Raw genomic sequence first — 17,646 nt, forward strand, 5'->3', positions numbered from 1 at the left:
CCTTTTATAATTGAATTGTTGACTCTTAAGCTGTCTGCTTTTTCGCATGCATTTCATTTACTTTTCTTGTGATTTCTTCCATCTTCTCACCTTTTAAAGTGTAGTATTTTTTGTAAATACCAAAGCTGGCAAATGCAAGAATGATTGGAATTACAATCATTAACACGCGAATCCCCATTACTGTTGCTGCGCTCTGCGTTACCGCTTTTGCGTTGTATCCTACAATCTGAAGACCAATTCCTGTTAATCCACCTGCTGCTGCCATAGCTGCCTTCATAAGGAATGTCTGTGCAGAGCATGTTACACTTTCATTTCGTACACCAAATTTCACTTCTCCATAGTCGATAACATCTGCCATACAGCATGTTGTTACTCCAAGTGAAAGACCTGAGCCGAAGAAAAGTAATGCACAACATACAATAACTAACACCTTGCTCTGTGGTACTACATATCCTGCTGCACCGAGCAGTACAAATCCAACAATCGGAAGTCCGCATGCAAATGCGTATACTTTTTCACGGCTAATTTTTTCTGCGATTTTCGGGAAGCATAAAAGTCCTGCCATCTCAGCAATAATCGCAAGTCCAAAAATAGAATACAGATATTCATCATGGCATACACATTTGAAATAATATACAGCAAAGCTTTTTGCAATCTGTGTACAAAGGTTAAATGTCAAAAGTAATCCGATAAATGCAAGCAGCTGATCATTTTTTACAATTACCTGAAATGCCTGTTTCAGACTTGTCTTTTCTGCTGATATACCTAATGTTGATTCCTCTTTTACATTAAATACAGTAATGCCGATTGTAACGATGAAAATAACTGCGATAATGATTGCGAAAAGTGTATATCCTTTTTCTGCGTAGAGATTGCTCTCGCCTGCAACTTTGTTCAGGTAGTTGATAATATAAAGCCCAAATGTTGCTACTGAAAATCCTGCAAGACTTGCGAAAAATCTTGGAATTACGGATACTTTCTCACGTTCGTGCGGGTCATTTGTCAAGTTCGGAAGCCATGACCAGTAAGGGACATCCATGATCGTATAAGTCATTCCATATAAGATATACATAACGGATACATATACGTACAATGCTGTTCCTGACAGATTAAAACTGTGGAATAACAAAACAAATACAACTGAATTTACCAATGTTCCGATTACAAGCCAGATTCTGAATTTACCAAAACGTGTATGTGTATTGTCAACAATCATTCCCATCATCGGGTCATTGATCGCATCCCATATTCTTGCCACAAAAAACAGTACGCCGACAAATGCCGGTGCCAGATACAATGTATCTGTAAAATAAAGCATTAAAAATGCTCCTACTAAATTGCAAATTGCATCTTTACCGATTGCCCCAATTCCAAAACATAATTTTTCTCTTGTAGACGCATATTTATATTGCGGATTTTTCTGAGTTTCTTTTTGATTTCCCATGATTCTCCTCCTCTAACACTCATTTGTTTATTTGTTGTTTAAGTGAAGAAACCTGTGCACTTGTTCCTTATGTCTGTTGATACAAGTATAGCGTACAAAAAAAGCATCCGTTATACCTTTTTGTTAAGAGTTATATCTCAAATGTTAGGTATCAGATGCTTTTTTTAACATTTTATCTATTCTTTTTCGATGTTTCCTACATAAATTGTTTTATGCTTCTTATATTCTTTCAGTTCATTTTGTGCACGGATCAATCGTTCTCGGGCATCCTTTCTGTTGTCATTACGATATTGGGTCGGCGTTATTCCCACTTTCTGCTTGAATATTTTACCGAAAGCAAGGGAGTTACGATAGCCACAGGAAACTGCAATCTCCTCCACAGACAGATCTGTAAGTGCGAGCTGCTCCTTTCCTCTGGAAATTCGAAATTCCGTCAAAAAATCTTTCGGAGAGATTCCAAGACTGTTCATAAATATTGTATATAAATAGCTTCGATTTAGTGCCAAATAATTTGCTATATCTTCCACTGTGATTTTCTGTGAATAGTAATTCTTTATATAGGCAATTGCTTCCTGCACATGTATGCTTTCTTTTGTATCATTCGAATATTGCTGAATTTCAATCCCACGAGCCAGTACTGAGAAAAACTGATAGAGCTTTCCCTGGAGATAATAAAGATTTTCTGCAGTTGAACTCGTATGATGAAGCATTTCAAATACAATTTCTTTCAGTTCTTCTCCATATTCACACTCGCATGTAAGCTGACGACTGTTCAGTCCGAGATCTCTGACAAATCTCTGTGCCTCCGTACCACCAAATCCTACCCAAAGGTAAGACCATGGGTCCGTTTTATCTGCCTGATAAAAGGTAAGGCTTTCCGGCTCGATCAGAAAGGCCTGCCCTTCTTTCAGCTGATACTTCGTTTCACCAACCTGATAGATACCTTTGCCCTTCATTACATAATGCAAAATATAATTGGGTCTTGCGGCCGGTCCATAGCTATGTAATGGCTTACATTCTGCAAATCCGCAGAAACACAAATGAAAATCTTTAAACTTTGGTTTTAATAGTTGTAATACGTAAGAATCTTCCATAATCTGTATCCTCTCTTAATCCCTAAGATCACAAGCACTTTCCAGTCATGCTTACTTTTGCTGTTACTCATTCAACAATAGTTCGTTTAACCATTTTTCTTATTCTATCACAGTATCGTGTTATTCTTCCATCAGTTTTCAAACCAAGTACTAAAATGTAAAAAAACTTGCAAATCCATCTTCTTTCCGTTAATATATTGACAACAAACAGGGAAAGGAAAGAAGGTATGTTTCAAACAATTATTGGTACAATCAGTTCTTTTATGTACAGCAAGCTGCTGGTCATTCTACTGATTGGTGCGGGAGTCTATTTTACAGTCCGCACAAGATTTCCGCAGGTAAGATTATTTAAGAATGCTTGTGGATCCGTGATGGAAAAGCCGGAGGATAAAGGGGCAATTTCCTCTTTTCAGGCACTTATGGTTTCAACAGCATCCCGTGTGGGAACGGGAAATATTGTCGGGGTTTCATCGGCGATTTGTATAGGTGGATTTGGTTCTGTATTCTGGATGTGGGTGATTGCGATCATCGGAAGTGCATCTGCACTGATCGAGAGTACATTGGCACAGATTTATAAGAAAAAAGGAAAAGACGGAAGCTGTTATGGAGGACCGGCTTACTATATTGAAGCGGCACTTCATTGTCGCCCGCTGGCAATTGTTTTCTGCGTTGCAATGATTTTAACCTACGCATTTGGATTTAATATGCTGGCATCTTATAATCTGCAGTCTACATTTTCAGTATTTTCTTTTTATGAGGCAAAGATGAGTCCCTGGATTATCGGTGGGATTTTGGCAGTGCTGACAGGATGGTGTCTGCTTGGCGGCGGATCACGTATCGTAAAAGTAACTTCAATGGTTGTGCCGGTAATGGGGATTGCGTATATCGGAATTTCACTTCTGGTAGTAATTATCAATATTCAGAACGTGCCGGCAATGTTCGTGCGCATTTTTGAAGAAGCATTTGATTTCAAAGCAATTTTCGGAGCATTTTCCGGTTCAGCCATGATGCAGGGAATCCGCCGGGGACTCTATTCCAATGAGGCAGGTATCGGTTCCGCTCCGAATGCATCGGCTTCGGCAAATGTCAGCCATCCGGTAAAACAGGGGCTGGTACAGATGTTATCCGTATTTATTGATACTTTGTTGCTTTGTACAGCAACAGCAATGATGTGTATGTCATCCGGGATCGATCCGGCAAAAGAATTGCAGGGAGCACCATGGGTGCAGGCATCTCTTCAGGAATCACTTGGTTCTTTCGGGCCGATCTTTATCACAGTTGCAATGGTATTTTTTGCATTTACAACTCTGCTCGGAAACTGTTTCTATTGTGACAATCTTTTAATCTACATTCACAAAAAACAGCCGGAAAAAGCTTTTATGAAAGGCTTCAGACTGGTATCGGCACTTGTAATCTTTCTGGGCGCAGGAATGGAGATGTCTCTTTTGTGGGATCTTTCCGATGTACTGATGGGGGTTATGGCGCTCATTAACATTCCGGTTATCCTGATTTTATCAGGGATTGCATTTAAAGCGATTCAAGATTATGAAGCACAGTTAAAACAGGGAATCAACCCGGTTTTTAAAAGTGCAGACATCGATCTTCGTCAAAAAACAGATTTCTGGAGATAAAGATTGTATGAGTTTACACTCTCCAAAAGCATAAATAAACCTCTTGGATTTGCATTAATTAAATACTAATCCAAGAGGTGAAACGGGTATTTTCTCACAAGAGGCAGATTGGGGTTCTGCCTCTTGCGAGACTTCTCGTTCATCCGCCAAATAAATCATTCGTTCTAAACGCTGTTCTACTTCCATCTCTTGTTAGACTTGTAAACAATTAGTGGCTCTTGCTATGCTCATGCTACCAGATAAAAAGCAGGAACATACAGATAGATGTTATTACTTAAACATCAAATGCATATTCGTGAATCTTTCTAAAGAATGTTTTTCCTTTTCTATAAATCGCCAGGTTTGTTTAAAGGTTCCTGGTGCAATTAAATCCTCTTGAGAAATAAATTCAACAAAATCCTCTACCTTACCTTCATACTTTTCCGCAAAATCATCAGCCATATCTGCTTTTTCTTCATCTGTAAAATCTTTCAATTCATCGAAAAGAACATGCTCCAAATTGCAAGAATTAAAATAGATTCTATAGCTGACACCATTGATTTTCCCGGAAGAATATAGTTTTGATAATATCTCTGCTTTTTGAGTATGCTTTCGGATTAAATAATCTGGATATTTCGTTTCTATATGGTCCAAATAATATCTGACTCCCTCAATATCCTTTTTCACAATTACATCATTGCAAAAAGCTCCATCCATATCAACAATGTGTATGATTTTTAAAAAGTCCTCTATCCTGTATCCATATTTTTGTTTTACTGATTCAATTAAGTTGTTAATCTTGGAAAGTATATTGTCAGCTGATGTATAATCCTTTGTCGTGATATCTCCATGAACTACTACAAACTGAATCTCTTCACTCGAAAAATATTCTTTTAAAATGGATCCCAATGCGGCCTCGTCACTCGGTCCTTCTACAATAACCGCAATTACTTTTTTCTCATTCACTACGAACACCCCGTCCTGCTTTTCTAAATGCTCTGGCAATTTTCAAACTATCGGTTTCTTCATAAATTTGTTCTGATTGACCGCCCAATGTAATGCTTCTGATATACATATTGCGAAGGTTGTTGCTTTCTCTTACGTTCTTCATATGGATATAACGATTATCTGGATTCGTAGTAGAGAACATAATGCTTTCTTTATCAATCATTTCAAGTGCCCTAAGATTATGGGAAGTAAAGAGCAATTGTCCTTTTGCACTCTTTTTGAAAATATCAAGCAACTCCCCCAACATGTATTCAAAAATTCCGGAATCAAGTTCATCAATCACCAAACAAATCGAAGGATTTCCAAATGCCTGTATGAGTGCATTTAGAATGGAAATAATTTTAATAATTCCCTCAGATTCCATTCTGATTGGAATCTCTTTCATGCCCTCTCTCTTTGACATTAATTCCAGTTTCCATCCTTCTTCTCCATTATCCAATGATTGTTTCCCATAATTTTTAATCGTTACCTGCAATCCCGGAATGATTGTGTATAACACAATATTAATCTGTTCAACAATTGTCTCTAACAGATTTTTTCTTTCTTCATCCACCAGGATTGGTTCTGTCAAAGGAACTGCAAAATCTCCTTTTGCTCCGATATTATCATTTTCAATCCGAAAAGCCATCGGCAAAACAAAATTAGCAGAAATCACTCCTGAATGTGTATTGCGAATCACAAATAGATCTTTCAAAGCAAATTCAAACAAAGAAGATATAATAACTGAAAACTGTTGAAATCCATTTTTATATTCTCTACAGAATATTTCCCGACTGCTTTCACCAAAAATATAAGAACAGTTACTTTTCTCTGCCATTTTGCGTGCTACAATTAAATCTGTTTTTATTTCTTTATTGGCTTCCAGAATTTCATCCAGTCTTTTCTGTGGTTTAAAAATAACATCCGTTTGATCTCTTTGATAATCCATGAATATAGTCTTATTTGTTCTGATTCCATTTTCATTCTTTGCGGATCTCAATATTTCCCGATTAATAACAATCTCTTTTTCTTCTCTGCTAAGGCTTAATGTGTACCCTATTTCAAACACAATACCATCCATAAAAATATTGAAATCTGCAAAAATTTCAGCAGTATCAGAATCTATAGTCATGTAATCTTCTAATGACTGATCCAAATCGGCTCCCACCATTACTTTTTGTAAAAAATATAAGGCATCCACGATCGCTGTTTTTCCTGAACCATTTTGTCCGTAAATCCCCAGTATTTCTGCTTTGTCCGCTGATAATATTTTGTTTACGGTATTCGGCATATATATAGTTCCATTTTTTACATTTTTAATATTTGTCAATTGTAATGATGACAAACGAACAATCGGTCTTTTCATCTTTATTCTTCTCCTTACAACTATCCTGCCACACTATACGTTATGACTATAACGATATCATAAATCATTAATTTCTTCAATATTTTTCTTCGTTTCCGAATTTTTTATTCGTTTTCCGCGATTTTATTTGTTATATCGATCGTTAATAGTGTTTTTCTTTTAGTTATTTTTCGTTCAATGATAATGAGAAAACAGTGCAATTTTAAAGGATGGCCACTTATTTGACCATCCTTTTTCATCACGGTACTTATATTCTACCCTACCGTTTACATATTTTTTCTTGCTAATCTTTGTCAAAAGTTAATTTGTGAATACCCGATAATTCTCTTCCTTATCGTAATCCTTGTGGATTCCATCATCCTCATACATCGTATAACTGCTGTTTTTATATCCGATAAGCTGCAGATGTTCGGTATCAATATCTTTCACACACTCTGCTGCTTCTGCAACCGGGATGCATTTACCACTTCGAATGAAGAGCGGTACTTCATTTAGTGCCACATCTACATAATGAATACCTTTTGCGAGAACCTCTTCAGAAATGCTTCCGTCCGGCAGGAACTTGATAAATTTCATTTCTTCCGGCAGATAAACATAACGGCCTCTTGCGTTCTGCTCGTAGACCGGAGCGATCATGATCTCGTTTCCAAGCATCAGCTGATCCTCTATCCTGATTGCTCTCTTGTCATCCGGATAAACAAACCCAAGTGGTTTGAAATACATGTCATCATTCAGCACAGCTTTCATGTACTCACTGTACAGATACGGCACAAGACGATATCTTGTATTAATGACAGCGCGGAAATCCTCGATTTTTTCAAATTGATAACATTCCTGCTCTCTTGTTCCCGTTGCTGAATGATTACGCATCAGTGGTGTGAATACACCAAGTGCAAGAAAACGAAGCAACAGTTCTCTTGTCGTATCACTGCCAAATCCTCCAAGGTCAGCACCTGTATACAGGAAACCGCACATATTCAGAGACGGCAGCATCTTCAGGTTAAGAAGGATATGCGACCACCAGGATTTATTATCGCCTGTCCAGATTCCGCCATAACGGTGCATTCCGATATAAGAAGATCTGGAAAACATCAGAAAACGTTTTTCCGGGTCAATGCGTTCAAAAGCTTCTCCTGCTGCTCTTGTCATATTGTAGCCAAAAAGATTATGTACTTTGTCATGACGGATCTTTTTGCCATCGACATTGTGATAAAATCTTTTGTAATCTTCCGGATTATTTGCAATACTGAGCATCTTGTCCTGCATTTCCCAGGGATGGGTCTTGCCTTCGGTATCCTTTGCAAACTCTCCGGCAAGTTCTCTTGCCTCTGCAAGGCCTTCGGAAGAATAAAAGATCGCAGGCTCGTTCATATCATTCCAGAAACCTTCTATTCCCTGTTCGATCAGAAAACGATATTTGTCCCCGAACCATTTTCTGGCTTCCGGATTCAGCATATCCGGAAAATGGGTATCTCCCGGCCATACAGCTGCAACAAAATCACTTCCGTCTTCTCTCTTGCAGAAATAGTTGTTTTTGACACCTTCCTCGTAAATCTCATATCCCGGCTCAACCTTGACACCGGCATCAATGATCGGAATCAGGCGAATATCCTGGTCATCCATTTCCTGCACAAATTCTGGAAAATCCGGGAAATTTTCTTCATTCACTGTGAAATCTTTGAATGACTGCATATAGTCAATATCCATGTAAATCATGTCGATTGGGATATGATTCTCCCGATATCCTTTTGCAACAGTACGGAAATCTTCTTTCGTCGTATACCCCCAGCGGCTCTGTCCGAAACCAAAAGCAAACTTCGGCGGGATATAGCTGCGTCCGATTACGTGACGGAACTGTTTTACGATATCATAAGCATTCTCACCTTCAAGCACGTAGATATCCAGATCAGCATTTTCGCAGGATACCCTGAGTGTATCCTCTCTGTCATATCCGATATCAAAGGTCAGTTTCGACGGATAGTCAAAAAACAATCCAAACGTAGTCTTTCCACTCACAATAATAAAGTTGTGGGCTCCGTATAAAGAACGCTTGTCCTCTGTATGTACCGGATCATCTGTGCAATTACTGATATAACAATACCCTCTCTTGTTGATTCCACGATTGGCTTCACCCAGACCATAGACAATGTCATCTTCATCCATGATATAAGTAAAAACAAATCCTTCCTCCTGACTGACCTCTCCATATGGGAGAACGCCCTCAGTTGTTTCAATTTTTTCAGTCAGTGCCTCCGTATTAAATGGAGTTCCATATCTATATTTTCTAATCATTTCTCTGTCACCTGGTGTTTATAATATAATACAAATGCTTCATATGGGTTCAGAATAATTTTTCCGTCGAATTCTTTTCTTCCAAGGTTTGTGATCAGACACTCTGCGCCTTTGAATTCTTCCGGCACTTCTACTTCTGCATTCTTGTCGCTGAAGTTGCAGACAGTCAGAAGTTTTTCCTGATCCTGTTTTCTTGTGTAAGCAAAAATCTGCTCGTCTTCACGATAAAGCGGTTCAAATTCGCCATAAACAATAATGTCTTTCTCTTTGCGCAAGCTGATCAGTTTCTGATAGTAATGGAAAATAGAATCCGGATCTTCAAGCTGCTGTGCTGCATTGATCTTTTTGTAGTTTTGGTTTACTTTGATCCACGGCTCACCATCTGTGAATCCGGCCTGTTTGCTGTCATCCCACTGCATCGGAGTTCTCGCATTGTCGCGGCTTCTCAGCATCAGACATTTCATCATGTGTTCCGGAGTCATAAGACCTGATTCCGTAAACTCTTCAAAGTAATTAATACTTTCAATATCACGGTAATCTTCCAGTTTGTCAAAATAAACATTTGTCATACCAAGCTCTTCCCCCTGGTATACATATGGCGTTCCCTGCATCATGTGAATACAGGTAGCCAGCATTTTTGCGGATGTTTCTCTGTATACCGGATTGTCATTTCCAAAACGGCTGACGCTTCTCGGTTGATCATGATTACCTAAAAACAAACTGTTCCATGCTTTACCCTGGAGTCTCTCCTGCCATTTGATCATGATGTTTTTAAACTCTTTAAAATCATATTTTTGAGTTGTCCACTTTCCATAATCTCCGCATCCACTCTCCACATGCTCAAATTGGAATACCATATTCAGTTCATTTCTGTCTTCACCCGCATATTTCTGTGCTTCTTCAATTGTAACTCCAGCTGTTTCACCAACTGTCATGATATCATATTTTGAAAGGACTTCATGATTCATTTCCTGAAGAAATTCATGGACTCTTGGACCATGTACGCTATATGGTCCAAAATCGCCATAAAGTCCGTTATTCATTTCTCCATCCGGAAATCTCTGATCTTTGGAAATCATACTGATAACATCCATACGGAAACCATCAATTCCTTTTTCACACCAGAATTTCATCATATCGTAAACTTCCTGGCGTACTTTTTCATTTTCCCAATTGAGATCCGGCTGTTTTTTTGAAAACAGATGCAGATAATACATCTGTGTCTGCGGATCATATTCCCATGCAGAACCGCCGAATGCTCCGCCCCAGTTATTAGGTTCTTTTCCGTTTACCGGGTCTTTCCAGATATAATAATCACGATATGGATTATCTTTTGACTTGCGGCTTTCAATAAACCAGTTATGTTCATCCGATGTATGATTGACTACAAGATCCATCAGAATCCTGATGGATCTTTTGTGTGCTTCACACAACAATTCTTCATAATCCTCCATAGTTCCATATTCTTCATAAATTCTACGGTAATCAGAAATATCATAACCATTATCGTCCTGAGGTGATTCCAGCATCGGAGAAATCCATAACACATTTACCCCAAGTTCTTTAAGGTAATCGAGTTTCTGTATGATTCCTCTGATATCTCCCACGCCATCACCGTTACTGTCTTTAAAACTCTTAGGATATATCTGATATACTACACTTTCTTTCCACCATTTTTTCTCCATGCCAAGTCTCCTCATTTCTAATTATTTGACCGCTCCTGCAACCACACCATTCATTATACTCACCTCATCCTTGCAGTATCAAGAGGTTTCTCGTGAAACTACAAAAGGTAACAAAGTTTATTTCCTGCTTTTATACAGTTTATACAAAGAAAAACAGGTCATTGCACCTGCTCGCCTATATATGCAAAAAAAAAGGATCCTGTCATTCCTTGACAGAATCCCTCTTTACCAGATAGACTGGGTTTTTTATATTTAATTCGTTCAGCGTCTCTCCCTGAATCAATTTCATCAGACGTTCCAACGCCACATGTGCTTTTTGTGGAATATCCTGATGAACTGTTGTCAGTTTCGGTCGAATCATGCTCGCGTAAACACTGTCATCATATCCTGTAACAGAAATCTGCTCCGGAACCATGATTCCTTCGTCAAAAAAGAAATTTATTGCTTCTATCGCATTATAATCTGAAGAAAAGGCCAGCGCTTTTGCTTCAAGAAAGCGTGGAAGAAGTTCTCTGTATTTCCTGAGACGAAGATTTCTTTTACCCGGAATAACTATATATCTGGAACAACTGCAGAATCCCCCTTGTTTTTCCATCGCCTGTTTGAATCCCATCCACCGATAGTAATCGCTGTCCTGCTCTGTTTCTGCAACAAACAATGCTTTCTTATATCCACAGGAATACAGGTATTCTCCGATCTGATACCCGCCTGAATAATCATCTATACCAACATTCTGGAATGTATAAGCACCCTTCGGATAAGCATCGATCAAAATCATTTTTTTGTTTAATCTGTGCGAAAGGTTATGATACTGCTCTTCATTGTATCCCAGGATAATCAATCCCTCTACATTCCATTTTGAGGCAATATCCACTACATTCTGAATGCTTTCACCGCCAATAAGCATAACATAATATCCATTTTCTTCCATTTCCATCTGAATCGTTCCGACCAGTTCTCCCACGAATGGATCCTGAAGTGACTGCATACCATGAGCGTAAGTAAATCCGAGTACTACACCTATGATTCTGGAACCACGTCCGGAAAGCATCATGGACCCCATATTCGGAACATAGTTCTGTTCTTTAAGAATAGTCGTGATTTTATCGATCGTTTTCTGGGAAACTCTTTTCGTATTGCCATTTATAACATTGGATACCGTGGTGCGGCTGACGCCTGCCATATCTGCAATATCCTGAAGCCGAATCATAAAACCTTCCTCCTGTGTTCTTGTTTTCTTACAATACTGTTTCCTGCTTATTTGTACTCAGATACTTTCGTTTCTGCAAAAGTCATTTTCGCTTATATCAAATTTATAATATCATAGGCAGTTAGGTTTGTCACATAAAGGTTTGCAATTTCAAACTGCAAGACCACTGTAATTGCGACTGATAAAATTAACCATTGTCTCCATGAATATATTAGAGATATAATATAAATACTGGTATCTGATTTTTCTGAATACTAAGTATCTAAAAATGGGGAATGATAAATGAACAAACAAGAGAAACAGATTTTCACATCCGACAAGTTGAAAGAAACAGCCATCATGACGATAGCAGTGGGCATTATCGCCGCGGCCGTATATTTCTTTTTGATTCCAAGTATGACCTCGATCAGCAGTATATCCGCGCTGGCAATTGTTATGTCGCATTATATACCGTTGCATGTATCAACGATCACAATGATATTGAACGTTGTCCTACTGCTGATAGGCTTTGTGACATGCGGAAAGGAGTTCGGAGCAAAGACGGTTTACACCAGCATCCTGCTGCCGTTGTATCTTGCAGTATTTGAACACATATTTCCGGATTTTACCTCGCTGACAAACAGCAGTGAACTGGATGTAATATGCTATATCCTGGTCGTAAGTATCGGGCTCAGTATTTTATTTAACATGAACGCATCTTCCGGCGGACTGGATATCGTAGCGAAGATCATGAATAAATATCTGCACATAGAATTAGGAAAAGCAATGTCCATCTCTGGCATGTGTGTGGCACTTTCTTCCGCTCTGATTTATGACAAGAAAGCTGTCGTTTTAAGTGTGCTTGGAACTTATTTTAATGGTATTGTGCTGGATCATTTTATCTTTGGCCAGAATCTGAAACGGCGTGTATGTATTATTACAAAATACGAAGAAGAAGTCCGTCAGTTTATCTTGCATGAACTGCATAGCGGAGCAACATTCTACGAGGCGACAGGCGCATATAATATGCAGAAACACAGAGAGATCATTACGATCGTGGACAAAAGTGAATATCAGAAACTGATGAATTATATTATCAAGAAGGATCCGGAAGCATTCGTGACAGTGTATACAGTGTCTGATATGAGATACCGTCCAAAGGTAAGATCCTTTTAGGCGGGAAGAAGCTCTACAGAACACTTTACGCAGCTGCTTGAATATCTGAACAGAAAAGAGTCGCAGCCTGTTCCATCAGGGAATAACTGTGACTCTTTTTATTTTGTCTTCCATTTTTGTGACATTACTTCACAATATCCAACTGCCCGACAATTCCGATATATCCATCTGTTTTCAGTGATGACCATAATGTGTGCAGTTTCAGATCACACATCTGCCTTTTACCTCTTACTTTTAACATTACTTTTATTGAAACTTCTTTGTTTTTACTTGATACTGAATCCAGCGAATCTTTTACGCGCTGAATATCCTCTTCGCTTATATCATATGCTCTATATAAATCAAATTCCAGATTATCTCTCTGATATTCTTTCTGCGATTCTCCGTCTGTCAAAACCAGGTTTCCTGAGATCGCATTATACTCCATTGAAATCTTACCGCTATTCTCCTTAAAGAACTTTATCTTTTCCTGCATGATCTCAATAACACGCTGGGAATGATCCTTGCGTGGCAATGCATTTTGCCTCAGTATTTCTTCTGAGATCCTCTGCGCTTCATAATACTCTCTGTTATCATCCTTTTCTTTCTTAAATGTTCTGGACAACTGAGGACTGATCTCTTTCAGGCATTCCAGAAGAAGCGGATTAAACTGTCCGCACTGACCTTCCAGAATCATCTGGATTGCCGTATCATGATCATATGCATTCTTATAGCACCGTACACTTGTAAGCGCATCATACACATCAGCAATTGACACGATCTGCGCAGAGATTGGTATTTCTTCCCCTTTTAGTCCATCCGGATATCCTCTTCCGTCCCATCGTTCATGGTGCCACCGGCAGATTTCCCATGCAGTGCGTACCAGTGGCTTGTCCTGTGGAAAATCCATATTCCGGATCATAGACGCTCCGATCTCACTGTGGCTTTTCATGATCTTGAATTCTTCATCTGTCAGTCTGCCTGGTTTATTGAGGATTTCTTCCGGAATGCTGACCTTTCCAATGTCATGAAGGGAAGATGCTGTTATGATCAGAGCAATCTCCGCTTCTGTCAGATGATACGCATCTGTTTTCCTGATCAATTCTCTCAACAGCATCTCCGTTGCGACACGGATGTGTAATATATGTTCGCTGCTTTCACTGTTATGAGAACCCAATACATTGCTCAGGATTCCAATCATAATCGTGTTGTTTTCTTCTTTCTGATAGACCTGATCTACAACCACATTGATCAGTCGTTTCTGGTTTGCATAAAGTCCCAATGTATTCTGGACTCTTTTCTTTACGATAACTGCATCAAACGGTCGGCTGATATAGTCTGTGATCCCCAGATCATACGCTTTTCGCATAATTTCGACAGATTCTTCTGATGAAATCATGACAACCGGGACTTCATCAATCCACTGTAACTCCCTCATATGTTCCAACACCTGGAATCCATTCATCTGCGGCATATTGATATCCAGAAGTATCAGGTCGATCTCCGGATGCACTTCCAGAATCTGGATCGCCTGAGTTCCATTTTCAGCTTCCATGTAGTCATATCTGATTCCAAGAATCTCCTTTAATATATCTCTGTTAAGTTCTGAATCATCTACAATAAGTAGTTTTTGTTTCTCACTCATCCTTTATCCTCACGATTTTTATTTTTCCTGCTAATTCAGCAATAATCTTCAATAATAGTTTCATATCGATCGGTTTTGAGACATGCTCATTCATTCCCGCTTCTTTTGACTTTATCCGGTCCTCAACAAAGGCGTTCGCAGTCATTGCGATGATCGGAATTTTCTTTGCATCACTTCTGTCCATTGAACGGATCATCTTTGTTGCCTCATATCCGTTCATAACCGGCATCATGACATCCATGAGGATTGCGTCGAATTCACCGGAAGCACTTTTCTCAAAAGCTTCCACTGCCTCCTGACCGTTCCATGCCTTTACCACAGAAGCTCCTTCGCTTTGAATGACGAATTCTGCGATCTCCATGTTCAATTCATTGTCTTCTACGAGCAGAATGTTTAATCCTCTGATGGAAGCCGTTACTTCCTCCTGCTTCTCTTCGTCTCTCGCTACATCTTCATTTATTTTAAATGGAATTGTGATCACAAAAGTAGTACCTACGCCCTGCTCACTTATAAAGGTGATTGTTCCACCCATTTTTTCCACAAGACTCTTTGTGATCGGCATTCCCAGACCGGTACCGCCAAACTTGGATGCTCCGCCTTTCTGCTCCTGCGCAAATGGCTCAAACAGATGTTTTTGGAATTCCTCGCTCATACCAATTCCCGTATCCTGGCACTTAAACTCCAAAGTTACAATTTTGTCCTGTTCAGAAGGAATCTCTCTGGCACTCAAATAAATCTTCCCATAATCTTTATTATACTTTACGGCATTACTCAGGATATTCATCAGAAGACGCTTCAGATGGATTGGGCTGCCTATAAGATCTTTATGAATGATCTCTGGTGTTTTATATTCCACCTTGATTTCTCTTTCATCAGCCATTTTTCCAACTACATCCACCACTTCTGAAATAACTTTATAAATATCAAATGGTTTCTCTTCCAGATAAATTTCTCCTGACTCCAGTTTGCTCATATCAAGAACTTCATTGACCAGTTCCTGGAGAATATTGGAAGCCTCACGGATTTTTCCTCTACATTCGGTCTGTCTCGACAGATCATCACGATAATAATCGCCCACATCAAGCATTCCACAGATTCCATTGATCGGTGTCCGGATATCATGGCTCATCCTCTGCAAGAATTCTGTCTTCGCCCGGTTCGCCGCATCAGCCTTTTCCGCTGCTTCCAGAAGGCTTTTTTGATACTTCTGTTCTTTTTCCTTTTCTATTTTGAGAATGTTTTCCTGTGATTTTCTATAAATCATCCAGATTAGTGCTACAACAATCAGATAAATGAACAGGCACATGATCACATTTTGCAGAAGTGTCTGAAATATGATTGAATCCGGAACGTAAGCATAGATGTAATGGTCTCTCTGCTTCAGCATAACACCGTGATACCGGACTCCATTGATCGTTAAGCCCATCATATGCTTACTGTCTGCATGATCTTTTAACTTCTGGATTGCTTCATAGTCTGTTGTGCTTTGTCCGATCAGCCCGGTATTGTTTGAAGCAATGATCACGCCTTCATCTGCTACGATAATTGTCCCATCCCGGTCCTTCCGATAGCCATTCAACAAACTTTGTATCGTAAGTGTATAATTCGTTGCATACTCTGCGGAAGTATAATAGTAAGTCACTACAACTCCCGGTGCATCCTTTCTTGTGCAGGCAGCCATATCAATATAAGCCCCGTCATTATGATTGATTCTCTTGGCATACACTTTTTCATCGTAAATTGCTGTATCCAGTACGATTTCTTTCTCTGCACATTCTTTTATTTCCGGCAATAAACTTTCGTTCGTACTGTATTCACATACTATAGTTCCATCTGTATCCAGAACCACGATTCCCGTCAGCCATAACTGCTCTGCACTTTCTTTCAATAGCTGATCATCCAGTGTTTTTTCATTCTCTGTTTCTGCGGCTATATTTTTGCTGACCTGCCGGGTTCCCTCAATGGCACGAAGCAGACTTTTGGATTCTGATGATTCATTATAATGTGTATATGTGGAACATTGTACTTTTACATAATTTACCGTGTCTAAAAGATCAGCCTCTTTCTTTTCTTTGTCTACATTGCTGAAAAAACATACAGACAGCACGACAAGACATATCCCAACAGCTATACTGATGATCCAGAATTTCTTTTCTGTTGGGACAGATTTTTTATTCTTCTTCAAGCTGGTCCACCTCCAGATATTTTTCTGGGTCATCCAGATATTTTTCTGGGTCATCAAGATATTTTCCTATGATTTTTGCGGAAGTTCCGTCCTCTCTCATTTCATCCAGAGTCTGCTCCAGTTTCTCCGGCAGATCCCGAGTTTCATTTTTTGAGAAGGCGACTCCGATTCCGACTGTCATAAGTGGTTCATCCAGAATTCGGAATTTCGCATCATAATCTTTCATATACTGTATAACCGATTCCTCATGTGCACCTATTGCATCTGCATATCCCTTTCCAAGGAATGTATAGATCAGTTCCCTGTGTTCCAGGCTAATCAGATTACCAAGCTTTGGAATCCTGCTGTCTGTTCTTTTCAGAAAAATTCCTTCCGGTTTTGTTGTAGATTGTACGGCAAGTGTCTTTCCTTCCAAATCACTCAGGGTATAGATATCACTGTTCTCATTGACTGCAACCACCTGGTTACTGACCATATACGGACCGGCCCATTTATAATCATCCAATCGTCCTTTCATGGAGAAGCAGCCCATAATACAATCAATATCACCGTTCTCTACCAGCTCTTGCTTCTTCTCCCAGTCAATATTGACAATTTCCACGTCATAACCCATTCGCCCGAACGCTTCCGTTGCCAGTTCAACATCAATTCCCGTCGGTACACCGTCTTCATTCAGATAATTATATGGGGGATAACTGTCGCTTCCAAGCTTTATAACCGAGCGTTCCGCTGTGTCAGATATTCGATCTGTTTTTCCACATCCGGAAAGACACATTACCAGGCAAGTCAGAAAAAGACCTGTATTTATCACTTTCTTTATTGTCATATACTTTTTTCCTTTTGAAATCAAAAATGCAAACATTTTACACCTGTTTTATGAAATTTTGCTTGGCTCTGAACAGTTGCAAAATATGATTCTATTATATCTTGATATTATTCTGTACACAAGAAAAACCTGTTACTGTTCACACGATGTGCGACCAACAACGCATAT

12 protein-coding genes are annotated in these 17,646 nt (G+C 39.2%); 2 read left to right on the forward strand and 10 right to left on the reverse strand.

The genetic code is table 11. The features are described from left to right. Window positions 1–25 precede the first annotated feature (25 nt). Both melB and LI162_RS02335 read right to left on the reverse strand, forming a co-directional pair. Window positions 26–1,444: a melibiose:sodium transporter MelB gene (gene melB, locus LI162_RS02330; protein WP_055157902.1), complete on the reverse strand. Its 1,419-nt coding sequence runs from the start codon at window positions 1,442–1,444 to the stop codon at window positions 26–28. Between the two features lie 176 nt (window positions 1,445–1,620). Further along, entirely contained in the window at window positions 1,621–2,538 is a 918-nt protein-coding gene (locus tag LI162_RS02335) for an AraC family transcriptional regulator (RefSeq protein ID WP_055157905.1), read from the reverse strand. 227 nt (window positions 2,539–2,765) lie between these two features. Here LI162_RS02335 and LI162_RS02340 point away from each other — a divergent pair, with 227 nt between their 5' ends. Next, window positions 2,766–4,169, forward strand: a complete 1,404-nt coding sequence (locus LI162_RS02340; RefSeq protein ID WP_055157907.1) for an alanine/glycine:cation symporter family protein — start codon at window positions 2,766–2,768, stop codon at window positions 4,167–4,169. A 270-nt stretch (window positions 4,170–4,439) separates the two neighbouring features. On the opposite strand, the gene LI162_RS02345 is transcribed toward LI162_RS02340, so the two are convergent. The 5 genes from LI162_RS02345 to LI162_RS02365 form a co-directional block, all read right to left on the reverse strand. Beyond that, entirely contained in the window at window positions 4,440–5,114 is a 675-nt protein-coding gene (locus tag LI162_RS02345) for a hypothetical protein (protein WP_330378676.1), read from the reverse strand. After that, complete coding sequence (locus LI162_RS02350) at window positions 5,107–6,501, reverse strand: AAA family ATPase (RefSeq protein WP_055157910.1); 1,395 nt, start codon at window positions 6,499–6,501, stop codon at window positions 5,107–5,109. The genes LI162_RS02345 and LI162_RS02350 overlap by 8 nt, the downstream gene beginning before the upstream one ends. Window positions 6,502–6,801: 300 nt before the next feature. Continuing rightward, entirely contained in the window at window positions 6,802–8,793 is a 1,992-nt protein-coding gene (locus tag LI162_RS02355; RefSeq protein WP_227155647.1) for a glycoside hydrolase family 31 protein, read from the reverse strand. Then, a complete protein-coding gene (locus LI162_RS02360) occupies window positions 8,790–10,478 on the reverse strand; it encodes a glycoside hydrolase family 13 protein (RefSeq protein ID WP_227155649.1) in 1,689 nt (562 codons plus the stop codon). The genes LI162_RS02355 and LI162_RS02360 overlap by 4 nt, the downstream gene beginning before the upstream one ends. A gap of 202 nt (window positions 10,479–10,680) precedes the next feature. Continuing rightward, complete coding sequence (locus LI162_RS02365; protein ID WP_227155651.1) at window positions 10,681–11,688, reverse strand: LacI family DNA-binding transcriptional regulator; 1,008 nt, start codon at window positions 11,686–11,688, stop codon at window positions 10,681–10,683. Window positions 11,689–11,970: 282 nt separating this feature from the next. On the opposite strand from LI162_RS02365, the gene LI162_RS02370 reads away from it, so the two are divergent. After that, entirely contained in the window at window positions 11,971–12,843 is an 873-nt protein-coding gene (locus tag LI162_RS02370; RefSeq protein WP_055171305.1) for a YitT family protein, read from the forward strand. A gap of 124 nt (window positions 12,844–12,967) precedes the next feature. Here the strand turns inward: LI162_RS02370 and LI162_RS02375 are convergent, their stop codons facing one another. Genes LI162_RS02375 through LI162_RS02385 form a run of 3 tightly spaced genes read right to left on the reverse strand, consistent with a single transcriptional unit; the run spans window position 12,968 to window position 17,478 of the window. After that, window positions 12,968–14,467 (reverse strand): HD-GYP domain-containing protein, encoded by a 1,500-nt coding sequence (locus LI162_RS02375; RefSeq protein WP_227155653.1) that lies wholly within the window; start codon window positions 14,465–14,467, stop codon window positions 12,968–12,970. Further along, entirely contained in the window at window positions 14,460–16,652 is a 2,193-nt protein-coding gene (locus LI162_RS02380; RefSeq protein WP_227155659.1) for an ATP-binding protein, read from the reverse strand. Before LI162_RS02380 ends, LI162_RS02375 begins: the two co-directional genes overlap by 8 nt. Beyond that, a complete protein-coding gene (locus LI162_RS02385; protein WP_331470782.1) occupies window positions 16,639–17,478 on the reverse strand; it encodes an ABC transporter substrate-binding protein in 840 nt (279 codons plus the stop codon). Before LI162_RS02385 ends, LI162_RS02380 begins: the two co-directional genes overlap by 14 nt. Window positions 17,479–17,646 lie beyond the last annotated feature (168 nt).

This window comes from Mediterraneibacter sp. 210702-DFI.3.120 (genome assembly GCF_020561005.1).
Taxonomy (GTDB): domain Bacteria; phylum Bacillota; class Clostridia; order Lachnospirales; family Lachnospiraceae; genus Mediterraneibacter; species Mediterraneibacter faecis.